We start from the raw sequence: 25,954 nt of genomic DNA, 5'->3' as shown, positions 1-25,954 counted from the left end.
ATCAGGTTGTGCACTTGCCTCAATCCTTTCGATAATCGAATGGTTCGGCGTACGCGAGGGTCGAGCGGCGGGAATACCGCGAAAATCGGACTTGCTACGCGTTCGGGACGCCCAATATCCGCGCGCCCGAGCACTTTCCGCGCCGGGATTATTACACAGCAACCTCGTGGCTTCCCAAATCGCCTGGTGCCGTACGGCGTACGCCGGGGCGATCGGGTGGGGGAGTGCGCCGCAGCCAGGACGGCGCCCACCAGCAGGCGTCGCCGAGCAGTTTCATGGTGGCGGGGACGAGCAGCATCCGCAGGACCACGGCGTCGATGAACAGTGCCGTCACCATGCCGACGGCGATGTACTGCATCATCACCAGATCGGAGAGGGCGAACGCGCCGGTGACCACCAGGAGGATCAGCGCGGCCGCCGTGATGATCCGCCCGGTGCGGGCGATACCGGTGCGGACCGCCTCGGCGGTGGTGGCGCCCGCCGCCCGCGCCTCGACGATGCGGGCCAGCAGGAACACCTCGTAGTCGGTGGACAGACCGTAGATCACGGAGATGATCAGCACGAGTATCAGCGACATGATCGGCTGCGGGGTGAACCCCAGCACACCCGCGCCGTGGCCCTCGATGAATATCCAGGTCAGTATGCCGAGCGTCGATCCCAGCCCGAGCAGATTCAGCAAACCCGCCTCGAGCGGCAGCACCAGCGATCCGAAGGTGAGCACCAGCAGCGCGGTGGTGGCGAGGAATACCAGCGCGACCATCAGAGGCATTCGATGCACGAGCGCGTCGATGCTGTCCTTCTCCACCGCCGGTTGGCCCCCGACCATGACGGTCGTGCCGTTGGGCAGCGGCATTGCGCGAAGGTAGTCGATGGTGGCCTCGGCGTCGGCTCCGGGCGCGAGCACGGTATTAGTGGTGAAGACGCTCGGTTGCGCCGGGCGCTTGAAGGGTTCGGGGAAGGGCGCCGCCAGGCTGGGGGCCCGATTGGCTTGTGCCAGTACCGTTTCGGTGGTGGCGGAGTTGTAGGTGACGATGACGAGGTCGACCGGATCGATCTGGCGCAGGGGGAAGATCTCGTCGAAATGCTGCTGTGCCAGCCGGGTCGGGTGCTCCGGCGGCAGGAAGCGTTCGCTGATACTGCCGAAGACGATGTGCTGCACCGGGGCGATCAGGAGCAGCAGCCCGGCGGTCACCGAAACAGTCACGGCCACCGGCCGTCTCATCACCCATCCGGCCACTCGGCCCCAGGCGTTGTCGCGCTCCTCGACTCGGGTCCGGGTCCTGCGGAACCAGGGGATTCCCAGCCGGTCCACCCGGCGGCCGAGCACGGCGAGCATGGCGGGCAGCAGCGTGACCGAGGTCAGGGCGGCCAGCGCGACGGTGACCATGGAGCCGTAGGCGAACGAGCGCAGAAATCCCTGCGGGAAAACCATAATGCCGCCTGCCGCGACCACGACGATGGTGGCGGAGAACAGGACGGTGCGGCCCGCGGTCGACACCGAGCGCCGCACCGCCGTCGGCACGTCGCTGCCGTCGGCGAGTTCCTCGCGGAAGCGGCTCAGGATGAACAGCCCGTAGTCGATGGCCAGGCCCAGGCCGATCATCGAAACCACCGGTGAGACAAACGAATTCACCTCGGTTACCGTGGTGAGCGCGCGGATGATCCCCCAGGCGCCGAGCACGGTGAGCCCGCCGACGATCAGGGGGAGGGCCGCGGCGACGGCGCCCCCGAAGAGGAAGAACAGCAGCACCGCGACCGCCGGGACGGCGAACAGCTCCATCCGCCGCTGGTCGTGGGTCATGGTGTCGTTCAGCGCGCCCGCCACCGGCTGGCCGCCCGCGATCTCCATATCGATACCCGGAATGGCCAGGGCGTCAGCGATCTCGCGGTAGTTGCGCATCTGCGCGGTGTCGTCGCCGCCCTTGATCCCCAGGGAAGCGAAGGCGTGGGTGCGGTCCGCGGAGCCGAAGAGGTCGGGCAGGGCCATGCCGGTTCGGGTCTGCCAGTAGGCGGCATTGATGCGGTCGATCCGGTCCGGGAAACGCTCCGGCAGGCTGTCGAGGTGATCGATGATCGTGCGGCCGAAGGCGGGGTCGTCGACGGTGCGGCCCGGCGGCGCGTGGAACAGCAGGATCACGTCGGCGCTGTGATCGGTCCCGAACACCTGATCCCGCAGTTGCGCCACCCGCACCGATTCCGACGACGGATCGTCCCAGCCGCTCGAGCTGAGGCGGTCGCCCAGGCCGAGGCCGTACGCGCCGAGCGCGAGAAGTCCGAACACGGTGACGCCGATTACCGTGAATCGCCGCCGTACCACGGTATCTGCCCAGTGCCTGAACTCGGCGAACAACCGTCGCCTCCCTAACTGCCGATGCGCGGATCGGCTCGCAACCTACCAACCCGGGCGCGGGTGCCAGGAGGGAAAACCGGAGTATTCCGAACCAGCACAACGAAAGTACCGTGAGATTGTGAAATTACCCGAAATAATCATCGATGAATGATGTCGCGCCCTGGTCGGAGCGTGTCGACTAGGTCGTATCACAGTCGGGGACAGGTGAATTCGGCAGACTTTACAAAATGCCCGGCGAACCGTGTCGGCATTGTTATGCGTGGACCATGCTTGGCCTCATCGGCCAGCTCGCTGGGCCTCTATCGAGCACGTCGCGGGACAAGAGCGGCGATCGGAAATCGGAAGCACGGAGGGATGTGCGTGTCGGATATCGCAATTGTGGGTATCGGCTGTCGATTTGCGGGTGGAATCGATTCGCCCGACACGTTCTGGGACTTCGTCGTGGACAAACGCGACGGCGTCGTCGAGATTCCCGCGGATCGGTGGGACTATCGCCGCTACTACGACCCGGAGCCACGCACCCCGGGCCGCATGTACACCAAGCGCGGCGCGTTCATGACGGTCGACCCGTGGGAGTTCGACCCGGACTTCTTCGGCATCTCGCCCCGCGAGGCCACGGTGCTCGACCCGCAGCAGCGCCTGATGCTCGAGGTGACCTGGGAGGCGCTCGACGACGCGGGGATCGCGGGGCGCACGGCCGGTGAGTCGGTCGGTGTCTACGTCGGCGGATTCGTGGTGGACCAGTCGGTGATCGGCGTGGTGGGCCCGGCGCTGTTCCACACCGATATGCACACCCCCGCCAGCGCGTCCTACACCATGCTGTCGAACCGAATCGCCTACGCGCTCAACCTGGTCGGGCCCGCGCTGACCGTCGATACGGCCTGCTCCTCGTCGCTGGTCGCGTTCCACCTGGCCTGCCAGGCGCTCGACAACGGCGACTGCAAGGTCGCGCTGGCGGGCGGCGTCAACGTGATGCTGCAGCCGGAGACGTTCGTGCTGATGTGCAAGGGCGGATTCCTCGCCACCGACGGCCGGTGCAAATCCTTCGACGCCGCCGCCGACGGATACGGCCGCGGCGAGGGCGCGGGCATGGTAGCGCTGAAGAAGCTCGACGACGCGGTGGCAGACGGCGACCGGATCTACGCCGTGGTCAAGGCCACCGGCTCCAACCAGGACGGGCGCACCACCGCGATCACGGTGCCGAACGTCGACTCCCAGGAGTCGCTGGCCCGAAACGTCTGCGCGCGTGCGGGTCTGGCTCCGGACTCGATCACCTACCTGGAGGCGCACGGCACCGGCACACTGGTCGGCGATCCCGTCGAACTCCGGGCGCTCGGACGGGTCTTCGGCGCGCCGTCCGGGCGTACCGGAACCATCGGCGTGGGGTCGATCAAGGCGACCATCGGCCACACCGAGGCGGCCGCCGGGGTGGCCAGCGTGATCAAGGCGGCGCTGGCGATCCACCATCGCACCGTGCCGCCGCAGGGCTGGCTCGACAAGCCCAATCCGGATATTCCGTTCGACGAACTGGGCCTGCACGTGCAGGTCGACGCCGAACCGCTGGCCGCCGCGGCGGGCCCGATGACCATCGCGGTCAACGGCTTCGGCTACGGCGGCACCAACGCCCACGCCATCCTGCGGGAATACAGCGCGGCACCGGTGGCCCCGAGGGACGAGCCCGCGCGGCACTTCGGGATCCTGCCGATCTCCGCCCGCAGCACCGGCGGCGCCCGCGCGCTGGCGGGCCGCTTCGCCGATCTGATCACCTCCGGCGCCGATCCGGAACGACTAGCCGAGGCGGCGTGGACCCGGATGGCGCATCATCCGTACCGCACGGGTGTGCTCGTCGGCGATACCGACGCGGTGATCCGGGAACTGCGGGACTACGCGGCCGGGGACGGCCGGGACGCGTCCCGCGCCATCGTCTCCCGGGGTGCCGAGCCGGTGTTCGTGTTCTCCGGAATGGGCCCGCAGCACTGGCGGATGGGCCGCGAACTGCTGTCCGCCGGAGGCGTTTTCGCCGATACCGCGGAGCGGGTCGACGCCGAGTTCCACGCCGTCGCGGGCTGGTCGATCATCGAGGAGCTGCGCCGCGACGAGGACGACTCGCGGGTCACCCACACCGCGGTGGCGCAGCCCGCCAACTTCCTGGTGCAGGTGGCGCTGGCGAGCGAACTCGCCGAGTACGGCATCACCCCGGCCGCCATCGTGGGGCACAGCGTGGGCGAGGTGTCGGCGGCGTACGTGAGCGGCATGCTGTCGCTGCCGGACGCGGTGCGGGTCGCTTACCACCGGGCCCGGTTGCAGGCCACCACCGCCGGATCGGGCGGCATGCTGGCGGTGGGGCTGACCGCGGACCAGGCACGCGAACTCGTCGGCGACGATCCCGGCGTGGATATCGCGGCGATCAACAGCGCGAGCGGCGTCACCCTCTCCGGCGATTCCGCGCGCCTGGACGAGATCGCCGAAAAGCTCACCGAGGACGGCACTTTCGCCCGCCACCTGCGCGTGGAGGTGCCCTACCACAGCCGCCTGATGGACCCGATCCTCGACGATCTGCGGACCGCGCTGGCCGAGCTGTCGCCGAAGATCCCGGAGATACCGCTGTATTCGACCGTCACCGGTGGCCGGGTCAGCGAGGGCGACTGGGACGCCGACTACTGGTGCGCGAACGTGCGCCGGCCGGTGCGGTTCGCCACGGCGATCACCGAACTCATCGGCGCGGGCAGCCGGGTGTTCCTCGAGGTGGGCCCGCACCCGGTGCTGTCGGGCAATATTCGCGAGGCGCTGCTGGGCGCGGACGTGAACGGGACCACGGTGGCGACCCTCGACCGCACCCAGTCCGACCTCGACAGCATCCGCCGCACCCTCATCGGCCTGCACGCGGCCGGGGTGCTCGATCGCGAGCTGCTCTTCCCCGCCGATCGCCCGGCCACGCCGCACGTGCCGCTGCCGCGCTACCCGTGGCAGCGCACCCGATTGCATTCCGCCCTGCCGCTTTTCGAACAGGCGCGGCTGGGCACGCCGGGCACCTACGCCATGCTCGGCGACCCGGACGTGGAGGGGCGTCCGGACTGGCTGCTGCAGGTGGGGACCGAACTGCTGCCGTGGCTGGCCGATCACGTCGTCAACGGGATCCGGATCATGCCGGGCGCCGCGTACCTGGACGCCGCGCTCAGCGCGACGGCGACCCGAATCGGCGCGAAACGCGTTGCGCTGGAACAGGTCCGGTTCGTCGCGCCGCTCATCATGGGCGCGCCGGACGTCCCGCTGGTGGCCATGACGGTGGAGGAGGCGAGCGGGCGCTTCCAGATCCGGTCGCGCAGCGCGACGGGCACGGCGTGGACCGTGCACGCGTACGGGCGGACGCTGACCGGCAGTCACGAGCAGACCAAGGCGGCGGTGCCCAGCATCGACGTCGGCATCGATGTCGATCCGGAGATGTTCTACTCCGGCCTGGCCGCGGCCGGGCTGCAGTACGGCCCGTCGTTCCGGCGGGTGCGGTCGGTGCGGGTCGGCAGGGATACCGTGGTGGCGACGGTCGACGGCACGATCGCCGCGGACTCCGGACATCTCGCGCACCCGGCGGTGGTCGACGCGGCGATGCAGAGCGCCGCGCTGCTGTTCGCCGAGGAGCGCATCGACGAGGGCGTCATGGTGCCCGTCGGGGTGGCGGCGGTCCGGCTGCTCGCGGAACTCCCGGAGGAGATCACCGTCGTCGCGCGGCGCAGCGCGCACGCGCGGCTGCGCGCCGACGTGGACCTGCTCGACGCCGACCAGAACCTGGTGATGCGCCTGACGGGGCTGCAGATCGGCGCGCTGAAGCCCGGCGACGACCCGCTGCACCGGATGGCCGACTTCTACTACCACGAGACGATGGAGGAGCGCGACGCCATCGATCCGGCTGCCCTGGTCGACGCGGGCTCGGCATCCGCCGTCGTCGTGGCGCTCGGAACCGGCGGGCGCGCAGGGGAACTCGCGGCCGCGATCCCGGGATCGCGGGTGTACGTGGCGGATTCGGCCGGAGCGGATCTCGAGGCCGACCTGATCGCGAATCTGGAGGCCGCCAAGGCGGAGCAGAAGAAGCGGCTGCACGTCTGCGTGGTCGCGGGTACCGGGGAGGCCGCGGGTGCGCCCGACGATCTCGCGGCGCTGTGGACGCTGAAGCGGATCGCCGTCGCCGTGGCCGGATTCGCCAATCCGGAGGCGGAGGGCGAGACGCCGCAGACGGTCTTCGGCGACGGTTCCGTGCACGTCACCCTGGTGACCGAGCGGGCATTCACCTTGCCCGACAGCACGATCGCGCCCAACCCGTATCAGTCGGCGCTGGCGGGCGCGCGCCGGGTGCTGCTCAACGAGCAGACCCCGCTGCGCTGGCGGCTCATCGATGTGGAACCGGGCACGGCCGTGTCGGAGATCGTCACGGAACTGGCTGTGCCGGGCGCGTTCTCGCTCGACAATGTCGACGAGGTGCTGTTGCGGGACGGCAAGCGCTGGGCCCCGGTGGTGACCAAACCCATGGAGGAACGCCTCGAGGCCCTGGACACGCCGGAGCCGCTGACCGACCCGGAGGTCAACTTCGAGCTGGAGCTGCCACGGAACCGGCTGCTGTCGCAGCTGGCCTGGCGCGAATGTCCTCGCCGCGCACCGGGACCCGGCGAGGTCGAGGTCCGCATGCAGGTCATCGGGCTGAACTACAAGGATCCGCTGAAGGTCATCGGCCTGCTCGGCGAGCGCGAGCTGGCGCCGACGTACTTCGGCACCGTGCCCGGCATGGAGGGCGCCGGAACCGTCGTCCGGGTCGGCGCGGACGTCGACGACCTCGCGCCCGGCGACCTGGTCGCGGTGGCGTCCAAGGGCATGATGCGGCGCTACGCCCTCGTGGACCGGCAACTGGTGGTCGCGCTGCCGCCCGACGCCGACCCCGGGTACTGCACCAGCACGATCGCCTTCGGCACGGCGGAGTACGCGCTGCTCGATCTGGCCCGGCTGGAATCGGGCGAGACGGTGCTGATCCACGGCGCGGCGGGCGGCGTCGGCACGGCCGCCATCCAGGTCGCCAAGGCGCTCGGCGCGCGCATCATCGGCACCGCGAGCACCGACGAGCGCCGCGCCCACGTGCTGGCGCTGGGCGCCGACCACGCGATCAACTCGCGCTCGCTCAATTTCGTGGACGACGTCCTCGAGCTGACCGACGGCAAGGGCGCGGACGTGGTGCTCAGCAGCGCCCCGGGCGAGATCCTGCGCCAGAACTTCAACGCCGCGGCGGAATTCGGGCGCATCGTGGAGGTCGGCAAGGCCGACATCTACACCGGCGGGCTGCTGGAGCTGGCCAACTTCGACAAGAACCTGTCGTACTTCTCGATGGATCTGGACCGCCTGGTCGCGGTGCGCCCGCAGCGGCTGGCGCGCCTGCTGGAACGGGTCTACGAGAAGGTCTCGGCGGGCACGTACACGCCGCTGCCGTACCAGGTGTTCGACACCCAGGACGTCGGCAAGGCATTCGAGGAGACCATCCGCTCGACCCGGCTCACCCGGATCGCCCTGCGCATGGACTCCCCGGAGCCGCCCGTGCGGCCGTATCTGCCCGAGGTCGAAATACACCAGGACGCGAGTTATCTCGTCACCGGTGGCTTCGGCGGCTTCGGCCTGGCCACCGGCCGGTGGCTGGCGCTGCGGGGGGCGCGCCGACTGGTGCTGCTGGGCCGCGGCGGGCCCGCCACCGAGGAGGCGCGGCGGCAGCTCGAGGCCTGGCGCACGGTGGGCATCGAGGTGGTCGAGGAACGGGTCGACGTCACCGACGCCGCAGCCGTGGCCGAGGTGGTGGCGCGGGCGCACAGTGCGGAACATCCGCTGCGCGGCGTGTTCCACGCGGCCGGGGCGGTGGCCGACAACCGGATCAGCAAGATGGAGTTCGAGCAGCTCGACCGGGTCTATCGGCCGAAGGTGCACGGCGCGCGCATACTGCACGACGCCATCGCCGACGCCGGTATCACGCTGGACATGTTCGTGCTCTACTCCTCCGGCGGTTCGATGTACGGCATCTACGGTCAGTACAACTACTGCGCGGCCAATGTCGCGGTGGAGGCGATGGCCGAGGCGTGGTCCCGCGCGGGCGAGCGGGCGCTGTGTATCGGCTGGGGACATCTGTCCGGTGCGACCGGCGGCATGGCGGCCGACGAGACGGCCCTCAAGTATCTCGATCTGGTGGGTTTCGGCCCCATCGACATGTCCGACGCCACCGCGTACATGGAGCAGACGCTGCGGCTCGGGGCCAGACGCGCGGCGATCATCCCGACCGACTGGGCCAAGCTGACCGGCACGTTCCCGCAGCTGACCCGCACCGGCCGCACCATCTCCCTGGCGCAGGCCTCCGCCAAGGACACCTCCGAGCTGGCCCAGTTGCGAGCCGAACTGGCCGCGATGGAGGACACCAAGCGCGGGCCCTACGTGGCGCGCAAGATGGCCGAGGAACTGGCCGTGGTGATGGGCGTGCCGGTCGAGTCGATCGATATGACCGTGCCGGTGCCCGAACTGGGGCTGGATTCGCTGATGGCCGTGGAACTCGGCGCCCGCGTCACCAAGACCCTCGGCATCGACCTGATGTCGCTGCAGATGGGCCGCTCGTTCAGCCTGGAGCAGGCCGGGCCGAAGGTGGCGGAGCTGATCCTCGCCCACGAACCCGACAAGCCCCAGCCACTGCCCGAACCGGGGATGGTGGCCGACGGCGCCGGTGCCAACGGGGCCGGGTCCAACGGGTCCGGAAACGGGACGACGAACGGGCCATCGCCGGAGCACGCGGTGGCCGAGGCGGCAGCGGCGCGGCAGTGATCATCGCCGACCCCGGCGCGGCAGTGATCATCGCCTACGCCGGCGCGGCAGTGATCATCGCCTACTCCGGCGCTGCACCGTCATCCCGGCGAATGCCGGGACCGCATCTCACCACCGACGAATCGAGGTATCGCCGTGGTCGATTTCGGCCTGATCGATGAATGGGAACCGGCCCCGGGGCGGCTGGTCACCTGGGTCGCCGCACCGGAGTCGGTGGAGCGGGCCAGGCAGGCGCCCGTGCACCACTCGCCGCCGTCGCATCAGCAGGAGCAGTATCTGCGCCTGGCCGACCGCCACTCCGCCGCCGAGTTCCGCTTCTCCGGCCTGTGCCTGGTGACGGCCGAGATCCCCACCGCCGATCTGGACCGGGACGCGATGACGCGGGTCATCAACGCGTTCCTGCTGCGGCACGACACCTTCCGGACCTGGTTCTCCATCGATTCCGGCGGAGCCGTGCGGCGGCACCTGGTCCCGGCCGACGCGGTCGAGTTCGTCCCGGTCGACTACGGCCGGATCGACGATGCGCAGGCGATCCGCGAGCACGTGCAGAAGACGACTCCCGGTCCGTTCCAATGGGATTGCTTCACCTTCGGGGTGATCGCGCACGGCGAGTCGACCACGGTCTACCTCGCCGTCGACCACCTGCACACCGACGGGCTCGGGCAGTACCTGTCGTGCTTCGACCTGGCCCAGCTCTACGCCAACGAGGTCTGGGGGGACACCGGTGAATTGTCCCCGGCCGCCAGCTATCTCGACTACTGCGTCATGGAGCGCGAGTACACGTCGCGACTCACCCTCGCCTCGCCCGGCGTCCGCAAGTGGCTGGAGCTGATCCACGGCAACGACAACGAACTACCCTGTTTCCCTTTGGATCTCGGGAAGCGGAAGGACGGGTACAACCGCAGCGCACATCGCACCATCCAGCTGCTGGACGAGGAGGGCGCGCTCCGCTTCGAACGCGTCTGCCGCGCGCACGACGCCGAATTCGTGGGCGGCGCCTTCGCCGCGGCCGCGCTGGCCGAACGCGAACTCACCGGCAGCGACTACTACTTCGGCATGACGCCGATCAGCACCCGCACCACGGCCGCGGAGCGCGCGTCGGTCGGCTGGTACGTGACGCTGGTTCCGGTGGCGTTCCCGATGGGCCCCACGACCTCGGCCACCCGCGCGCTGACCATCGCCCAGCGCGCCTACGAGAACGGTCTCCGGTTGGGGCCCACGTCGTTCCACCGCGTCGTGGAACTGCTGCCGAGCGATTCCGAGATCAAGGCGCGGCCGGGCTGGTCGACGCCGATGATCTCCTACGTCGACGCCCGCGACTTCGTCGGGCACGAGTTCTTCGGCGAGGTGACCGCCGGGGTGTACGCCAACCGCGCCGCCTCCGAGGAGGTCCTCATCTGGATCAACCGGTTGCCGACGGGGACCTCGCTGAGTGTCATCTACCCCGACACCCCGGTCGCGCACGACTCGGTGGAACGCTACGTCGCGGCCGTGCACGCCGTATTCGCGGAGATCGCTAGCTGACCAGTTCGAGCACTCCGCGGGGCGCGGAGGGCATCGGCTGGGTCGGGAAGCCGAACCGCACCAGCCGATGCGGCGGCGCCGCCTCGAAATGCGCCACCGACGGCGGCAGCAGGCCACCGATCATCTTGTCCAGCAAAGTGTTCACCTGTGCGAAGCCCGGCCGCAGCAGCACCTGCCAGCAGGGCACGCTGCCCGCCGGCACCTCCACGGTCGTCCGCTTGTCCACCTTCGACATCAGCGGCCAGTGCAGCGAGAAGGCCAGCCACAGTTCGAGCGATTCCGCGGCCCCCTCGGTGAAATCCAGCCCGCGCAGCAATGTCATGCCGCCGAGTAGCGGCATGACATTCGGCGGGAACGGCGCGATGTCGCCGCTGAGCCGCAGGTGCGTGGTATCGACGAAATGTGCCTCCTCCCGCGATACGACCGTATCGCCAGAACGTGTTTCGGCGTAATAGTCCTGCGCGCACAGCCATTCGCCGTTCCGCTGAAATCGCTGTTCGATCGTCAGCGTGAGATCGTCCGTGCCCACCTCGGCCTCGGTGGTCGAGCGGTAGCCGCCGGACTCGCGCGCCACCACGCTGGTCAGCTCGTGCCGCCGCGGCCGATCCGCGATGCCGACGGCGTAGACGGATTTCTCGCCGTCGGGAATTCCCGGGTCACGGAAAGCGGTGCGCACCAGTCCTCCTTGCGATGTCGGGATAGCGGTATTGAATCGGCTGGCCGCCGCGCGGGACGACCGAACCCCGAATCCCTACGACATTTCACAATTCGTGGTGACGCGAAAGTAGCTGTGGCACAAACCGCATTCGTCCGGATTCCGTCAGCTCGCGACGGCCGCGAATCCGGTGCGCAGATCGGCGAGGATATCCTCGATACCTTCGATGCCGACGGCGAGCCGGACCAGACCGGGCGTGACTCCGGAGGCGAGTTGCTCCTCCGGGGTGAGCTGCGAGTGCGTGGTGGAGGCGGGGTGGATGACCAGCGAGCGGACGTCACCGATATTGGCGACGTGGCTGTGCAGGACGAGCGCCTCGACGAACCTCTTTCCCGCGTCCACGCCGTCGGCGAGCTCGAATCCGATGATGGCTCCGGTTCCCTTGGGCGCCAGCTGTTTTCCACGCTCGTACCACGGTGAGGACGGCAGCCCGGCGTAGGACACCGAGGTGACCTCGGGCCGTTCGGTGAGGAACTCGGCCACCGCCTGCGCGTTCTGCACATGCCGTTCGACCCGCAGGCTCAGCGTCTCGAGCCCCTGACTGATCAGGAAGGCGTTGAACGGCGAGATCGCCGCGCCGAGGTCGCGCAGCAGTTGCACCCGCGCCTTGAGCGCGTAGGCCGGGGCGCCGAGGTCGGCGAAGACCACGCCGTGATAGCTCGGGTCGGGTGTGGTGAAGCCGGGGAAGTGGGGGTTGCCGTCGGCGTCGGCGCCGGTCCAGTCGAAGGTGCCGCCGTCGACGATCACGCCCGCGATGGCGGCGCCGTGCCCGCCGAGATACTTCGTCGCCGAGTGCACCACGATGTCGGCGCCGTGGCGCAGCGGCTGGATCAGGTACGGCGTGGGCACGGTGTTGTCGACGATCAGCGGCACCCCGGCGGCGTGCGCGACTCCGGCCACGCCGGGGATGTCGAGGATGTGGTTCTGCGGGTTGGAGACCGTTTCCCCGTAGAGCGCCTTGGTATTCGGCCGGATCGCGGCGCGCCACTGCTCGAGGTCGTCGGGATCGTCGACGAAGCCGACCTCGATGCCGAGCTTGGGCAGCGTGTAGTGGAACAGGTTGTAGGTGCCGCCGTAGAGCCGGGGGCTGGACACGATGTGGTCACCGGCTTGGGCGAGATTGAGGATCGCGAAGGTCTCCGCGGCCTGCCCGGAGGCCAGCAGCAGCGCGGCCACGCCACCCTCGAGCGCGGCGATGCGCTGCTCGACGGCGTCCTGCGTGGGGTTGATGATGCGGGTGTAGATGAAGCCCGGCTCCGCCAGTCCGAAGAGGGCGGCCGCGTGCTCGGTGTCGCGGAAGGTGTAGGAGGTGGTCTGGTAGATCGGCAGGGCCCGTGCGTTGGTGGTGTCGTCGGGCACCTGGCCCACGTGGACCTGCTTGGTCTCGAACGTCCAGTCCCGGGTGGGGTCGGCGGGCGCGGTGGAATCGGTCATAGGCCGGAACGGAACTACATTTCGCCCGGCCGGGACATTGTTTTAATCGGCGGGATTTCATCGGCGTCGCCCACCGGGCACGATGGACCCGGCGAATCCACTCGGCGAAGGGACGGAATCACTGTGTCGGAGACCGTCGGAGCGTCCGCCTCGGGGCGATTGCGCGCCGCGTGGGCGCTGGTGCTGCTGGCGCCGGTGTGCGCGGAGCTGACCTTCACCGCCGTCGCCGTGCCCGTCACGTGGCTGCTGCTGCCGCTGTTGCTGGTGATGTACGGCGCGGGCGTGCTGCTGGTGCGGGAGCTGGTCGTCCGTGCGGGCGGTGGCTGGCCCAGCCTGGCGGCGGGCGGCCCGGCCGGGTGTTCCCGCGGCCGCGGGCCGTCTCGGCTGCCCCGCGCCCGGCTCTCGCCGGTGTCGCGGCGGGGGTGGTGACGTCGTCTTTCTCGGCTTGCTGCTCCCGGTGGCGCCGGTCAACGTCACTGTCGGTGCCATAACCATTGTGCTGGAAGTGATTGCGCTGATCCTGCTCACCCGTCGCCTCGAGAGCCGGGATGGCGCAGCGAAGCCCGCGCCCGTGATACCGTGATATTTCTCGGGGTGATTATCACAACAGAAGAGCGGGGGAGACGATGAGCGCCAACGACTTCCAGTCACGCGAGATCGACGCCACCCGGCCCTCGGGCGCCCGGATGTATCACTACTACCTGTCCGGCGAGGCCGTCTTCGCGGTCGACAAGGTCTTCGGCGAGCGCATCTTCGAGGTCTTCCCCTATGCCGACACCTGGGCGCACCACAATCGGGAATTCCTGCAGCGTGCCGTGAAATTCATGGTGCGGCAGGGGATTCGGCAGTTTCTCGATATCGGCTCGGGCCTGCCCACGGTGGGCAATACGCACGAGGTCGCGCGCACGGTCGCGCCCGAGTCGCGGATCGTCTACGTGGACAACGACCTGGAGGCGGTCGACCGCGCGCACGAACTGCTGCAGCGGCAGGACGCGCTGGACCGCACCGCCGTCATCGAGGCGGACCTGCGGTTCCCCGATCTCATCCTCGACCATCCGGACACCCGGCGGCTCATCGACTTCGACCGGCCGCTCGGCCTCATGATCGTCAGCGTCTGGCCCTTCGTCCCCGACAGCGACGGCCCGTACGAGTTGATGGCGCGGCTGCGCGACCGGCTGCCGAGCGGCAGCTACGTGGCGATGAGCCACGGCTCGCTGGAGGACGCCGGTGCCGAGGTACGGGAGCGGATCGTCGCGCTGACCGAGCTGTACCGGGAGACCTCCGATCCGGCCGTCACCCGCACCCGCGCCGAATTCCGGGCTTTCTACGAGGGTTTCGAAATCGTCGACCCCGGCATCGTCTACACCTCCGACTGGCGCCCGGACGAACCGGTCGATCTCGAGGACCCCGCCCGCCCGTGCAATTTCGCGGCCGTCGGCTACAAGCCCTGAGCTACGGATGATCTCGAACGCCAGCGCAGACCCCGGGGCGGCGGTTACCCTGAGCCGATGCGATCCCGGTTCCGGCGGTGCGTGGTAGCTGTGCTTGCTGCTGCTGCGTCGACCCTGCTGATCTGCACACACGCCGCGGCTGCTCCGCCGATGCGGTCGGCCGCCCTACCCGCGCTGGGTTCGGACTTCCTCTGGGGCGTGGCGAGCTCCGGATTCCAGTCCGAAGGCCATGCGCCCGACAGCAATTGGACGCGCTATATCGCGGCGAACCCCGGTTACGACCGGCTGGGGGATTCGGTCGACTTCACCGATCGCTACGAATCGGACATCGATCTGGCGGCCGCGATGGGGGTGCGGGTGTTCCGGGTCGGGATCGAATGGGCGCGCCTGTCGCCCGCGGCGGGAACGTGGGACGACAACGCGTTCCGCTTCTACGACGCGGTCGTCGACAAGATCGTTCAGGCGGGCATGCGGCCGATGATCACGCTGGACCACTGGGTGTACCCGGGCTGGGCCGTCGACCGGGGCGGTTGGCGCAATCCGGGCATGGTCGGCGATTGGCTCGGGGTGATGCGCGTGGTGGTCGACCACTATGCCTCCCGGAATCCGCTGTGGGTGACCGTGAACGAGCCCGCCGCCTACATCCAGCACGAGATGCGCCGGGGCGCCGCCGACTGGAACGAGATGCAGGACAAGATCGTGCAGGCGCACAACGGGATCTACGACTACATCCATCAGAAGCAGCCCGGCTCCGAGGTCACCGCGAACGTCGGATATGTGGCCGGTTCCGAGCAGCAGGTCAACGGCGCGTTCATCGATCGCGTCGCCGACCGTCTCGACTATGTGGGCGTCGACTACTACTTCGGCTACGACCCGGTGCAGTCGGTGCTCGGGTCCATCGTGCGCGGCAGCGGATCGGCGATCCCGGAGCTGCCGGGGCCGCGCATCTGGGAGATGCCGCTGCGCACCGAGGGCATCTACTATGCGCTGCAACACTATTCGCGCCGCCTGCCAGGCAAGCCGCTCTACATCGTCGAGAACGGCATGCCGACCGAGAACGGCGCGCCCCGCGGCGACGGCTACTCCCGCTCCGACCACCTGCGCGACACCGTCTACTGGATCCAGCGCGCCCGCGCCGACGGCATGAACGTCATGGGCTACAACTATTGGAGCATCACCGACAACTACGAATGGGGCAGCTACACTCCGCGATTCGGCCTCTACACCGTCGACGTGCGCACCGATCCGACCCTCACCCGTCGCCCCACCGACGGCGTCGGCGCCTACACGCAGATCGTCGCCGCGGGCGGTGTTCCGGACGGCTACCGGCCCACGCGCGCCCCGGCGCTCTGCATTTTCGTCGACCCGCCGAACAGCTGCGCGTCACCGGTCGGCGCGCCGTAGACAACTATTCGTTTGGCTCCCATAGCTGCCGCCTTCTCCAGAATTGAAAAAGGCTACAGAAATCAATCGCATTGAACGGAATGAAATCCGTTCCAAGCGAATATAGTCGCTTGACCGGCTGTCCGCGGAGCGCCTATCTGTTCGGGAGGCTGGTCGATAGCCGCGAGAATAGGCTCGCGACAGGGTGTCCGACATCACCCCGCAGCTATTTGCTGATTGATAACTGACGTGGTGAACTGCTCGGTGATCGGACGGCGCACCGCCTCGGTGGACGCACCCGTCGGTGATCTGTGAGCCGGAGGTGGAACGGGATGAGAGATGGCGATGTGGCCGGGGCGGACGCGGGCGCGCTGACCTACCTCGTGGAAATCTCGGCGCCGGGCAACTTTCGGCGGCCATGGTGGTGTCTGGCCGATGCCGGGACCCCTGCGGCGGTCGCCCGCGAAGTGCGCAGGCTGGCGGGACAGCTCGGCGGAACGCCCGCGGAGCCGTCGTGGTCTCCGGGCATGTGCTGGTGCTATTGGGATGTCCGGTCGGCCGAGGGGCGGATCGTGGAGTACTTCGTCGGGCCGATGGCGCCGGATCGGCTGCCCGAGGAGATGCGGGCGATGGCCGCCCGCATCGGCCGGATCATCGAACCGGTATCGAGGTGACGCCCGCGGTCCGCCGCGGCAACCGAAATCGCCTGCCCCGGTGGGTGTTCGATGGGGATTGTTATGCGGCGGTCACCGCACGGTAAAATCGAGGTGAGCGCCGCGTGCGAGGGCGGTGCATTGGCTCGATCGAAGGTCGGTGAGGGTTTCCGGTGTCGGTATCGATGTTCGATGAGGCGTTGCCACGCGGTGAATACGACGGTGTCGGTTTGCGGGTCGGCGCAATCGTCGACCGCGGCGGCGAGATATTGTTGTTGGAGCCCGACAGCACCGGGCCGATTCGCCCCACCCGCAAGCTCCCGGGCGCGACGGTGGAGGCGGGCGAGTCCGTCACGGAGGCGGTGATTCGCGGAGTGGGCCACGAGACGGGATTGCTCGTCACCGGAATCCGCCATCATGTCGGCGACTTCGATTATCTGTCGCCGCAGGGAAAACCGGTGCGGCGTCTGCATTTCGCCGTCGAGGTGGCGGCCACGAGCCCGATCGTGCTGAGCGAACATGCCGGATACGTGTGGGCGCCGCTGGACGGCGACCTGTCCGTCACGCCCTCGATCCGCAAGATCCTCGATACCTATCAGGCCCTCGCGTACGGCTGATCGGCGGCGAGCGCAGCACCACCTCCGCGATTCTCGCACGGGAAGATTCCGGCGAAAAGACGCGCCGGAAACGGCTAGGTCGGCTGGCGGCCGCCGTGCTCGAGGATCGACAGGTACAGGCGAGTGGCGACGGCGTCCGCGTCCTCGGTCATCGGATCGGTGTAGGTGCGCGCTCCGGGCAGGTTCGCCGCATGGGTTCGGGCCGCGTTCGCCAACACGCCCATGAGCCCGGAAGACCGCTGGATCGGCGCCTTCGCGGCCCACGCCAGGTGCTCGACCGGCCGGGGCAACTGGTCTCGGCACGCGATGCGCAGGGCGAGTTTGTCCACGGGACGTCCGAGGTGCGCGCCGAATAGCACTGTGGGAGAGAAGCGTTCGCTGAGTTGCCACCATCGTACGGTCTGGAAGACGTGGATCATCCGCTTCGCGTAGTGGCCCAGCAGCGCCGGGTGGAAGTGCGGGACCAGCCGGTCGTATCGGAAATTGGCCGCGGACTCGGCCCGGATGACGCGGTCCAGCTCGTCTCGTGCCGCGGCCGAATCCGGTGCGTGGGTGAGCCTCCGGCCTCCGGCGAGGATCGCGTCGGCGCCCGAGCCGCTGAAGACCGCGCCCAGATCCGGGATCTCGTCGAAACTGCGCCGGGCGGCGAGCAGCGGGATTCCGGCGGTGACCTCCCACAGCTCGGAGGTGCCGAGGCGGTGCACGACATCGCGGGCCAGCTCCACGACTTCGCCGGGGCGGAGCCGAATGACGTCGTGCCGCAACCCCAGCGCGGCCGCGGCCGCGGCCGCGTTCGACTCGTCGGACTGCCCGTCGGTCACGATCGTGACGGCGACGGGCCTGGCGCCGAGCGCGACGGCGACCGCGGCGATGTAAATAGAGTCGACGCCGCCGCTGAGCAGCACCGCCGGGGTGCCGCCGAATTCGTCCAGGACGGCCGCGATGCGCGACCGCGTCTCCGCGGCGATCAACCGCGCCGCCAGGTCCGGATCGGTCAGGGTGCGCGCGTCGGCATTGGGCCGCGCGATATCGCCGAGCAGATCGGCCACGTGCTGCAGCGGTTCGCAGGTCTGGGGCGCCAGGCCGGTGTCGTCGGTGGTGAGCGGGTCGACGGCCCGCTGCTTCCAGGCTGGCTCTTCCCCCGGGCTGGTCACGGACGCCGCAGTTGCCGGTCGCGTGCAGAGAACATGTACGCACTGTATCGGAGAACGATGTTATGCCCGGCTGTCATCGATAGTGCGAAGGCTCACGAGTTGAGCGGTCGCAGTGGGGGATTATCGATTTGCTCGCGGAGAATATCGCCGTGGCCGGCGTGCCTGGCGAACTCTTGAATCATGGCGAGCAGCGTGAAACGCATGCTGATGGTGCCCTCGCGAGGAATGTCCTTGGTGTCGTCGAGATCGAAGCGGGCGGCGATCGCACGGGAACGTCGACTGGCGCGCTCGAACTCGCTGATGACGTCGGTCAGCGACTCGTCGTCGGTGACGGTGAAGGTGCCCTCGTCGCGGCGCGAGTATCCGTCGCATTCGGATTCATCGAGTCCTGCCCAGAACCGTTGGAACCAGATCCGTTCCGCGGCCGCGGCGTGCTTGATCAACGAGATGGGTGTCGTCAGTGACGCGACGAGGCGTCGGCGGGCGTCGGCGTCGGAAAGTCCGCGCACGGTCTCGATGAGCGCTTCGCGGTTGCGGTCGAGCATGTCCTCGATGACCGCTCGCTCGGTGCCGTTGCTGATTCGGTTGATGCTCATGGTCTTTCACTCCATTCTGTTGTGCGGTGGCGGACACAGCGGTGCGTATCGTTCGGGCCCTATGGCACGAGTTGGGGCGGCGATCGTTCTCGGAAGAGGGCGAGACAATCCGACGTCGGGGAACAACCCGGGGCCCTGAAAATATTTGTCGCGAGAACTACGCCGGACAGTGGCAAGAAGGGGACATCATCACCCGTGGCCAGGCCAGTCAGAGGGCACTGCCTGGAACCAATATATCTCAGACGGCCAGTGCCGCGCGACTCGACCGTTCAGGCATTCGGCTCAGCCTGATTCCAATGCCGTCGCGCCGGGCGGGGGTGGCGTAATCGCCGGAATCACCGTGATCCGACCAGGATGCGCCACTCGCCGGGCGGCGGATAGCGCACGCCCTGCCGGACGCCCGGCGGTGACCGCCAGGAGCCGCCGCCCTCTGCACTTACAGTCGTCATCGCAGGTCAACGGCGGAAGGGAGATGAGGTGACGTCGCAACCGGCGCCGCGCGGCAGCCGCCGTGCCGACCGCGCCCGGCAGGTCGCGGATGTGCTGCGCCAGCAGATTCACACCGGCGCCTTCGATAGCGCGCTCCCCGGCGAATCCGATCTGGCGGCCGAATTCACGGTGTCCCGCAATACGGTGCGCGACGCGCTGGCGCTGCTCAAGGACGAGGGGCTGATCGAGCGCGCTCCGAAGGTGGGAACCCATGTGGCACAGCGGAAGTACGACCACGGCCTGGACGCGCTGCGGGGATTGAAGGAGACCCTGCGCGGCCACGGCGAGGTGCGCAACGAGGTGCGCGCCGCCCGCCGCATCGCCCCGCCGCCGGCGGTCGCCCGCCGATTGCGACTGGCACCCGGCGAGCCCGCGGTCTACCTCGAGCGGCTCCGCTACCTCGGCGACCTGCCGCTGAGCCTGGATCTCACCTACCTCGTCCCCGATATCGGCGACGAGGTGATCGCCCGCGACCTCGAGAGCAACGACATCTTCGCGCTCATCGAACAACTCGGCGGCGGCCCGCTGGGGTCGGCGGACCTGGCGCTGGAGGCCATCACGGCCGACGCGCACTCGGCCGCGACCCTGCAGATACCCGAGGGCGGCGCGCTGCTGCTGCTCGAACGACTCACCAAGCTCGAGGACGGCCGCCCGGTCGATCTCGAGTACATCCGGCTGCGCGGGGACCGAATCACCATGCGCGGCAGTCTTGTTCGCCCGATCGACAGCCCCGATTGGAGGTTGATCTGAATGGCTCTGGTCAATCAGCGCGCCGATGTTCCCGTCACGATCGACGAATCGCTGTGCATCCAGGGATGCACGCTGTGTGTGGAGATCTGCCCGCTCGATTCGCTCGCGATCAATCCGGACAACGGCAAGGCGTACATGCACGTCGACGAGTGCTGGTACTGCGGCCCGTGCGCGGCACGCTGTCCCACCGGCGCCGTCACCGTGAACATGCCTTATCTGCTGCGCTGAGGAAGTCCCATGAAATACCGCCGAGCCCGTCTTCTCGCCGTCGCCGCCATCGTCGCGCTCACCGGGGCGGGCTGCTCGCTGGAGCAGGCCGCCTCCGGTGACGTCGTCAAGGTCGTCGTCGGCTATCAATCCAAAACCATCAACACGGTCACGGCCGGAACCCTGTTGCGCGCCAAGGGGTTCCTGGAACAGCGCCTGGCGGGGCTGACCGCATCGGGTGGCAAGAAGTACGAGGTCGAGTGGCAGGACTACGACACCGGCGCGCCGATCACCGCGCAGATGGTGGCGGAGAAGATCGATATCGGGTCGATGGGCGACTATCCGCTGCTGATCAACGGCTCGCGCACGCAGGCCGCTGAGCGTTCGCGCACCGCACTGGTCTCGGTGACCGGCTACCACCCCCGGGGCTCGCTCAACATGATCGTGGTCGACCGGGATTCGCCGGTGCGGTCGGTGCGGGAGCTGTCCGGCCGGAAGGTGTCCTCCAGCGTCGGGTCCGCGAGCGACGGGCTGTTGCGGCAGGCCCTGAACCGCACGGGAATCGATCCGAAGTCCGGTGTCGAGGTGCTCAATCAGCAGCCGCAGATCGGTGCGTCGGCCCTGGAATCCGGTCAGGTCGAAGCGCTTTCGCAATTCGTGGCCTGGCCGGGTCTGCTGGTGTTCCAGGACAAGGCGAAGCCGCTGTTCGACGGCGCGGAGCTGGATGTGCCGACCTTCCACGGCGTCGTCGCCCGGCGCGACTACTCCCGGCAGCACCCGGAGGTGCTCGACGCATTCCTGCGGGCCCAGCTGGATGCCACCGATTTCGTGCATCGGCAGCCGTTGGAGGCGGCGAAGCTGGTGGCGGACGGGTCGGGACTGCCGCAGGAGGTCGTCTATCTCTACAACGGCCCCGGCGGCACCTCGTTCGACACCCCGCTGAAACCGCAGCTGATCCAGGCATTGAAAGGCGATGTGCCGTACCTGAAATCGATCGGTGACTTCGCCGACCTGGACATCGACGGATTCGTCGACGATGCGCCGCTGCGCAAGGCATTCGCCGATCGCGGCGCCGACTACGAGGCGGCGGTGCGCGATTTCGGCAATCCCGCGCCGATCACCGGGACCGACCCGATATCCGGCGGAGCGGTGCGCGATCCGGCGCTGGCGAGCGAGCTGTGGCTCGACGGGCAGGCCGCCACCCGAGCCGCAACCGATCCGACCGGCCTGCTGCGCGCGGTGAAACAGGCTCGCGCCCAGGGCGAGAAGGTGCGCGCCGCCTATGTTCCCGACGCCGAACTCGGCACGCGCTGGTTCGCCGACAAGGCGCAGTGGGTGCGCGACGGTGAGACCTACTTCCCGTTCACGACACCCGCGGGCGCACAACGCTATCTGAGCGCCCACGCCGGCGCCGTGCCGACCTCCTATGAACAAGCGATCGGGGAGGTGCGGCCATGACGACGCTCGCCCTCGAGCCCGCGACCACGACAGTGCCCGAACAGCAGGCCCCGGCACGCGGCACGGGCGCCGCCGCCCGGTGGCGTTCCCGGATCGTCCGCATTCTGTCCGTCCTGGTGGCAGTCACCGCTTGGCAGCTGTTGACCGCCAACGATATTCGTATCTGGGTACGGTTCGACACCTTGCCGACGGTCACGCAGACGCTCGACGCGCTGCAACGGCAATGGGGCGCCGAGACCTATTGGCTGGACCTGGGGCAGTCGCTGATCCGCATTCTCAGCGGCTTCGGTCTGGCCGGGGTGCTCGGCGTGGCCACCGGCGTGGCACTGGGACGTTCGCGGGTGTTCGCGGATATCGTCGGCCCGCTGACCGAGCTGGCCCGGCCGATTCCGGCCATCGCGATCGTGCCGGTGGCGATTCTGCTGTTCCCGACCGACGAGGCCGGAATCGTGTTCATCACGTTCCTCGCCGCCTACTTCCCGATCATGGTCAGCACCCGGCACGCGGTGCGGGCGCTGCCGACGATCTGGGAGGACTCGGTCCGCACCCAGGGCGGCGGCCGCTGGGACGTGCTCGTGCGGGTGGTGCTGCCGGGCAGTCTGCCCGGCGTCTTCGGCGGGCTGTCGGTCGGCATCGGGGTGGCGTGGATCTGCGTGGTCTCGGCCGAGATGATCTCGGGGCGCCTGGGTGTCGGCTATCGGACCTGGCAGGCCTACACGATCGTGGACTATCCGTCGGTCTTCGTCGGCATCATCACCATCGGCGTGCTCGGCTTCGGGACCTCGGCGGCGGTGGAACTGCTGGGCCGACGGTTCACCCGCTGGCTGCCGCGCGTCTCGGAGGCGACACGATGACCGAAACCAACAGCACGGCAATGGGTTTGCGACTGGATCGGGTCGAGCTGGCGTACGCGGGAACGCCGGTCGTCCGGGACCTGACGCTGGATATCGGCCAAGGGGAGATCCTGGTCCTCACCGGCCCCTCGGGCTGCGGCAAATCGACGGTGCTGCGCGCCCTGGCGGGACTGCTGCGCCCGACGGCGGGTCGTGTGCTCGCCGACGACGTCGAGGTCACCGGCCCGTCCCGCGAGCGCGCCATGGTGTTCCAGGACAACGCGCTGCTGCCGTGGCGCACCGTGCGCGCCAATATCGACCTGGCGCTGAAGCTGCGCGGCGAACCGCGCGCCGGACGCCGGGCCCGTGCCGAACGCTGGATCGACGAGGTCGGCCTGACCGGCTTCGGCGACTATCTGCCCAAGAACCTCTCCGGCGGCATGCGTCAGCGCGTGCAGCTGGCGCGGGGCCTGGCGGGCGCGCCGCGCGCGGTCCTGATGGACGAGCCGTTCGGCGCGCTCGACGCCCCGACCCGCGCCACCATGCAGCGCCTGCTGGTCGACACCTGGCGGGCGCATCCGGCGACGGTCGTGTTCGTCACCCACGACGTGGACGAGGCGCTGCTGCTGGGCGACCGCATCGCGGTCCTCGGCCGCTCCGCCCAACCGCTGCGTGCCCTCGTCGACGTGCCGCGCCCGCGCGAGACGACTGTCGACCGCTCGGCGGTGCGCTCGGAAATTCTCGCCGCCCTGGACTATTCGGGCGATTTCTCCGTGTCTGCGGCCTGACCTGCCCCAGGAGCGTTGTGCTGATGCATATTCCCGACCTGTCCGAAACCACCCGCCTCGACTGTGACGTGCTGGTCGTCGGCGGCGGCACCGCGGGCACCATGGCCGCGCTCACCGCCGCCGAGCACGGCGCGAACGTGCTGCTGCTGGAGAAGGCGCACGTCCGGCATTCCGGTGCGCTGGCTATGGGCATGGACGGCGTCAACAACGCCGTCATCCCGGGCAAGGCCGAACCCGAGGACTACGTCGCCGAGATCACCCGTGCCAACGACGGAATCGTCAACCAGCGCACCGTCTATCAGACCGCGACGCGCGGTTTCGCGATGGTGCAGCGGCTGGAGCGCTACGGCGTGAAATTCGAGAAGGACGCCTACGGCGAATACGCGGTGCGCCGGGTACACCGCTCCGGGTCGTACGTGCTGCCCATGCCCGAGGGCAAGGATGTCAAGAAGGCGCTGTACCGGGTGCTGCGGCAACGGAAGATGCGGGAGCGGATCCGCATCGAGAACCGGCTGATGCCGGTCCGGGTGCTCACCGACGGCGGCCGCGCGGTCGGGGCCGCCGCATTGCACACGCGCACCGGGGAATTCGTCGCCGTCGGCGCGAAGGCGGTGATCCTGGCGACCGGCGCCTGCGGGCGGCTGGGCCTGCCCGCCTCCGGCTACCTGTACGGCACCTACGAGAATCCGACCAACGCGGGGGACGGTTACGCGATGGCCTATCACGCGGGCGCGGAGCTGTCGGGTATCGAGTGCTTCCAGATCAACCCGCTCATCAAGGATTACAACGGACCGGCCTGCGCGTACGTGGCCAACCCGTTCGGCGGATACCAGGTGAACGCGCAGGGCGAGCGTTTCGTCGATTCCGACTACTGGTCCGGTCAGATGATGGCCGAGGTCAAGCGGGAGATCGAATCCGCGCGCGGGCCCATCTACCTCAAGGTCTCGCACCTGCCCGACGAGACGCTGTCGGCGCTCGAGGGCATCCTGCACACCACCGAGCGGCCCACCCGCGGCACCTTCCACGCCAATCGCGGACACGACTACCGCACCCACGACATCGAGATGCACATCTCCGAAATCGGGCTGTGCGGCGGGCATTCCGCCTCCGGGGTGTGGGTGGACGAACACGCCCGCACGACCGTGCCGGGGCTGTACGCGGCGGGGGACCTCGCCTGCGTGCCGCACAACTACATGATCGGCGCGTTCGTCTACGGCGACCTGGCCGGTGAGCACGCCGCCTCGACACTCGCGACTGTGCCCGCGCCACAAGACCCTCCCCTCGATCAGCTCGAGGACGCGCACGCGCTGGTCTATCGGCCGCTGCGCAACCCGGACGGCCCGCCGCAGCCGCAGGTGGAGTACAAGCTGCGCCGGTTCGTCAACGACTATGTGGCGCCGCCGAAGACGGCCACCAAGCTCTCGCTGGCCGTCGAGACCTTCGAGCGCATGCGCGAGGAGATCGGCGGCATGGGCGCGGCCACCCCGCACGAACTGATGCGCTGCCTGGAGGTGAGCTTCATTCGCGACTGCGCGGAGATGGCGGCGCGCTCGTCGCTGACCCGTACCGAATCCCGCTGGGGCCTCTACCACGAACGTGCCGACCTGCCGCAGCGCGACGATGCGGAGTGGCGCTACCACCTGAACCTGCGCAAGGCCGCCGAGGAGATGGAGTTCGTGCAGCGTCCGGTGGCGCCGTATTTCGTGCCGGTGCCCGAATTCGCCGGGGTGCCGTCCACCGGGGCGGAGCGGGCGGTGGCCCAACCCGACATCGTCACCGGGCCGCCGCGGACGGGCGGGTCCGAGGCGCCGACCTCGCGCCGGACGGCCGACGCCGCGGCGGGGACGAAAGACGCCGCGGCGCCGCGGATTGCGGCCCTGCTCGCGCTGGACGGCCCGACCACCGGCGACCTGGCGCCGTACCTCGACGACAGCGAGCCGCGGGTGCGCGCCACCGCCCTGTCGGTGCTGACCGAGGAGACCCCGAACGGCTTCGCGGACCGCTTGATCGACGCACTGGGCGACGCGGAGCCCTCGGTGCGCGCCGCGGCGGTCTCCGGCCTGCGCGAACTCGTCGAAATCCTGCCCGCCACAAACGGTTTGGCGACGTTCGCGGATTCGTCCGATCCCCTCGTGCGCGCGGCGGTCGTGGACCTGCTGCGCGCCACCAGATCCGGGGAACCCGACCTGTTCGGCAAGGCGGTAGTCGACACCGATCACCGCGTGCGGATCGAGGGCGTGCGGGCGCTGGTCTCCCTGGACGACTGGCGGGCACTGACCACGGCCGCGCACGACGAGAACCGCGAGGTGCGCATCGCGGCCGCGCACGGTCTGGCCACGATCGGCCGCGGCGGCGCCGCGACCGTGCGCGCCCTCACCGCGGACCGGGATCCGCTGGTGCGCGCGGCCGCGCTGGCCGCGCTGGCCACCCTCGGCGACACCGGCGACACCGCGACTCTCACAGCGGCGCTGGACGATTCGGCCTGGCAGGTGCGCGTGGGCGCGGCCCGCGGCTGGGCGGCCCTGGGCCCGGCCGACGCCCTGGGCGCGGCGCTGACCGACACCCACCCGGACGTTCGCAAGGCGGCCGTCCTGACGCTCGGCGCGTGGCCGCACGACGAGGCCGCGCGAACGGCGCTGCGCCGGGCCCTCGACGACACCGACGCCGACGTCCGAGCCTACGCCCGTCGCGCCCTGACCTGACCCAGCCCGTATATTATGA

General features: G+C 69.1%; 18 protein-coding genes. 13 read left to right on the top strand and 5 right to left on the bottom strand.

What is annotated here, in order from left to right:
- Nucleotides 1-151: 151 nt before the first annotated feature.
- Nucleotides 152-2,350, bottom strand: a complete 2,199-nt coding sequence (locus ACYVLQ_RS19990) for an MMPL family transporter (protein WP_460699022.1) — start codon at nucleotides 2,348-2,350, stop codon at nucleotides 152-154.
- A 360-nt stretch (nucleotides 2,351-2,710) separates the two neighbouring features.
- Here ACYVLQ_RS19990 and ACYVLQ_RS19985 point away from each other — a divergent pair, with 360 nt between their 5' ends.
- Both ACYVLQ_RS19985 and ACYVLQ_RS19980 read left to right on the top strand, forming a co-directional pair.
- Nucleotides 2,711-9,181 carry a type I polyketide synthase gene (locus ACYVLQ_RS19985; RefSeq protein ID WP_460699021.1) on the top strand — a complete coding sequence of 2,157 codons (6,471 nt, stop codon included), beginning with the start codon at nucleotides 2,711-2,713 and terminating at the stop codon, nucleotides 9,179-9,181.
- A 135-nt stretch (nucleotides 9,182-9,316) separates the two neighbouring features.
- Entirely contained in the window at nucleotides 9,317-10,705 is a 1,389-nt protein-coding gene (locus tag ACYVLQ_RS19980; protein ID WP_460699020.1) for a condensation domain-containing protein, read from the top strand.
- Here ACYVLQ_RS19980 and ACYVLQ_RS19975 read toward each other — a convergent pair.
- Entirely contained in the window at nucleotides 10,698-11,381 is a 684-nt protein-coding gene (locus ACYVLQ_RS19975; RefSeq protein WP_460699019.1) for a hypothetical protein, read from the bottom strand. The genes ACYVLQ_RS19980 and ACYVLQ_RS19975 overlap by 8 nt on opposite strands.
- Before the next feature lie 144 nt (nucleotides 11,382-11,525).
- Complete coding sequence (locus ACYVLQ_RS19970; RefSeq protein WP_460699018.1) at nucleotides 11,526-12,854, bottom strand: bifunctional o-acetylhomoserine/o-acetylserine sulfhydrylase; 1,329 nt, start codon at nucleotides 12,852-12,854, stop codon at nucleotides 11,526-11,528.
- A gap of 123 nt (nucleotides 12,855-12,977) precedes the next feature.
- Between ACYVLQ_RS19970 and ACYVLQ_RS19965 the strand changes: the two genes are divergently transcribed.
- From ACYVLQ_RS19965 to ACYVLQ_RS19945, 5 genes are all read left to right on the top strand, one after another.
- Complete coding sequence (locus ACYVLQ_RS19965) at nucleotides 12,978-13,283, top strand: hypothetical protein (RefSeq protein ID WP_460699017.1); 306 nt, start codon at nucleotides 12,978-12,980, stop codon at nucleotides 13,281-13,283.
- Nucleotides 13,284-13,480: 197 nt separating this feature from the next.
- Nucleotides 13,481-14,305: an SAM-dependent methyltransferase gene (locus tag ACYVLQ_RS19960; RefSeq protein WP_460699016.1), complete on the top strand. Its 825-nt coding sequence runs from the start codon at nucleotides 13,481-13,483 to the stop codon at nucleotides 14,303-14,305.
- Nucleotides 14,306-14,362: 57 nt separating this feature from the next.
- Nucleotides 14,363-15,709 (top strand): family 1 glycosylhydrolase, encoded by a 1,347-nt coding sequence (locus tag ACYVLQ_RS19955; RefSeq protein WP_460699015.1) that lies wholly within the window; start codon nucleotides 14,363-14,365, stop codon nucleotides 15,707-15,709.
- 311 nt (nucleotides 15,710-16,020) lie between these two features.
- Nucleotides 16,021-16,362, top strand: a complete 342-nt coding sequence (locus ACYVLQ_RS19950) for a hypothetical protein (protein WP_460699014.1) — start codon at nucleotides 16,021-16,023, stop codon at nucleotides 16,360-16,362.
- A 152-nt stretch (nucleotides 16,363-16,514) separates the two neighbouring features.
- A complete protein-coding gene (locus tag ACYVLQ_RS19945) occupies nucleotides 16,515-16,958 on the top strand; it encodes an NUDIX hydrolase (RefSeq protein WP_460699013.1) in 444 nt (147 codons plus the stop codon).
- 74 nt (nucleotides 16,959-17,032) lie between these two features.
- Here ACYVLQ_RS19945 and ACYVLQ_RS19940 read toward each other — a convergent pair whose 3' ends face one another.
- Both ACYVLQ_RS19940 and ACYVLQ_RS19935 read right to left on the bottom strand, forming a co-directional pair.
- Entirely contained in the window at nucleotides 17,033-18,112 is a 1,080-nt protein-coding gene (locus ACYVLQ_RS19940; protein ID WP_460699012.1) for an asparagine synthase-related protein, read from the bottom strand.
- Nucleotides 18,113-18,204: 92 nt separating this feature from the next.
- Nucleotides 18,205-18,708 carry a DinB family protein gene (locus ACYVLQ_RS19935; protein WP_460699011.1) on the bottom strand — a complete coding sequence of 168 codons (504 nt, stop codon included), beginning with the start codon at nucleotides 18,706-18,708 and terminating at the stop codon, nucleotides 18,205-18,207.
- A 477-nt stretch (nucleotides 18,709-19,185) separates the two neighbouring features.
- Here ACYVLQ_RS19935 and ACYVLQ_RS19930 point away from each other — a divergent pair, with 477 nt between their 5' ends.
- From ACYVLQ_RS19930 to ACYVLQ_RS19905, 6 genes are read left to right on the top strand one after another with little or no spacing between them, the layout of a single operon-like run.
- Nucleotides 19,186-19,947: a GntR family transcriptional regulator gene (locus ACYVLQ_RS19930; RefSeq protein ID WP_460699010.1), complete on the top strand. Its 762-nt coding sequence runs from the start codon at nucleotides 19,186-19,188 to the stop codon at nucleotides 19,945-19,947.
- Nucleotides 19,948-20,175, top strand: coding sequence for a 4Fe-4S dicluster domain-containing protein (locus ACYVLQ_RS19925; protein WP_040744775.1), 228 nt, complete (start codon nucleotides 19,948-19,950; stop codon nucleotides 20,173-20,175). It begins immediately after the preceding gene.
- A 9-nt stretch (nucleotides 20,176-20,184) separates the two neighbouring features.
- Nucleotides 20,185-21,612, top strand: a complete 1,428-nt coding sequence (locus ACYVLQ_RS19920; protein ID WP_460699009.1) for an ABC transporter substrate-binding protein — start codon at nucleotides 20,185-20,187, stop codon at nucleotides 21,610-21,612.
- Nucleotides 21,609-22,466, top strand: a complete 858-nt coding sequence (locus tag ACYVLQ_RS19915) for an ABC transporter permease (RefSeq protein ID WP_460699008.1) — start codon at nucleotides 21,609-21,611, stop codon at nucleotides 22,464-22,466. The genes ACYVLQ_RS19920 and ACYVLQ_RS19915 overlap by 4 nt, the downstream gene beginning before the upstream one ends.
- Complete coding sequence (locus ACYVLQ_RS19910; RefSeq protein WP_460699007.1) at nucleotides 22,463-23,233, top strand: ABC transporter ATP-binding protein; 771 nt, start codon at nucleotides 22,463-22,465, stop codon at nucleotides 23,231-23,233. The genes ACYVLQ_RS19915 and ACYVLQ_RS19910 overlap by 4 nt, the downstream gene beginning before the upstream one ends.
- A gap of 23 nt (nucleotides 23,234-23,256) precedes the next feature.
- Nucleotides 23,257-25,935, top strand: a complete 2,679-nt coding sequence (locus ACYVLQ_RS19905) for a fumarate reductase/succinate dehydrogenase flavoprotein subunit (RefSeq protein WP_460699006.1) — start codon at nucleotides 23,257-23,259, stop codon at nucleotides 25,933-25,935.
- The last annotated feature ends 19 nt before the right edge of the window (nucleotides 25,936-25,954 follow it).

Source organism: Nocardia thraciensis (assembly GCF_054782435.1).
This window is presented reverse-complemented; position numbering and strand designations above follow the sequence as displayed.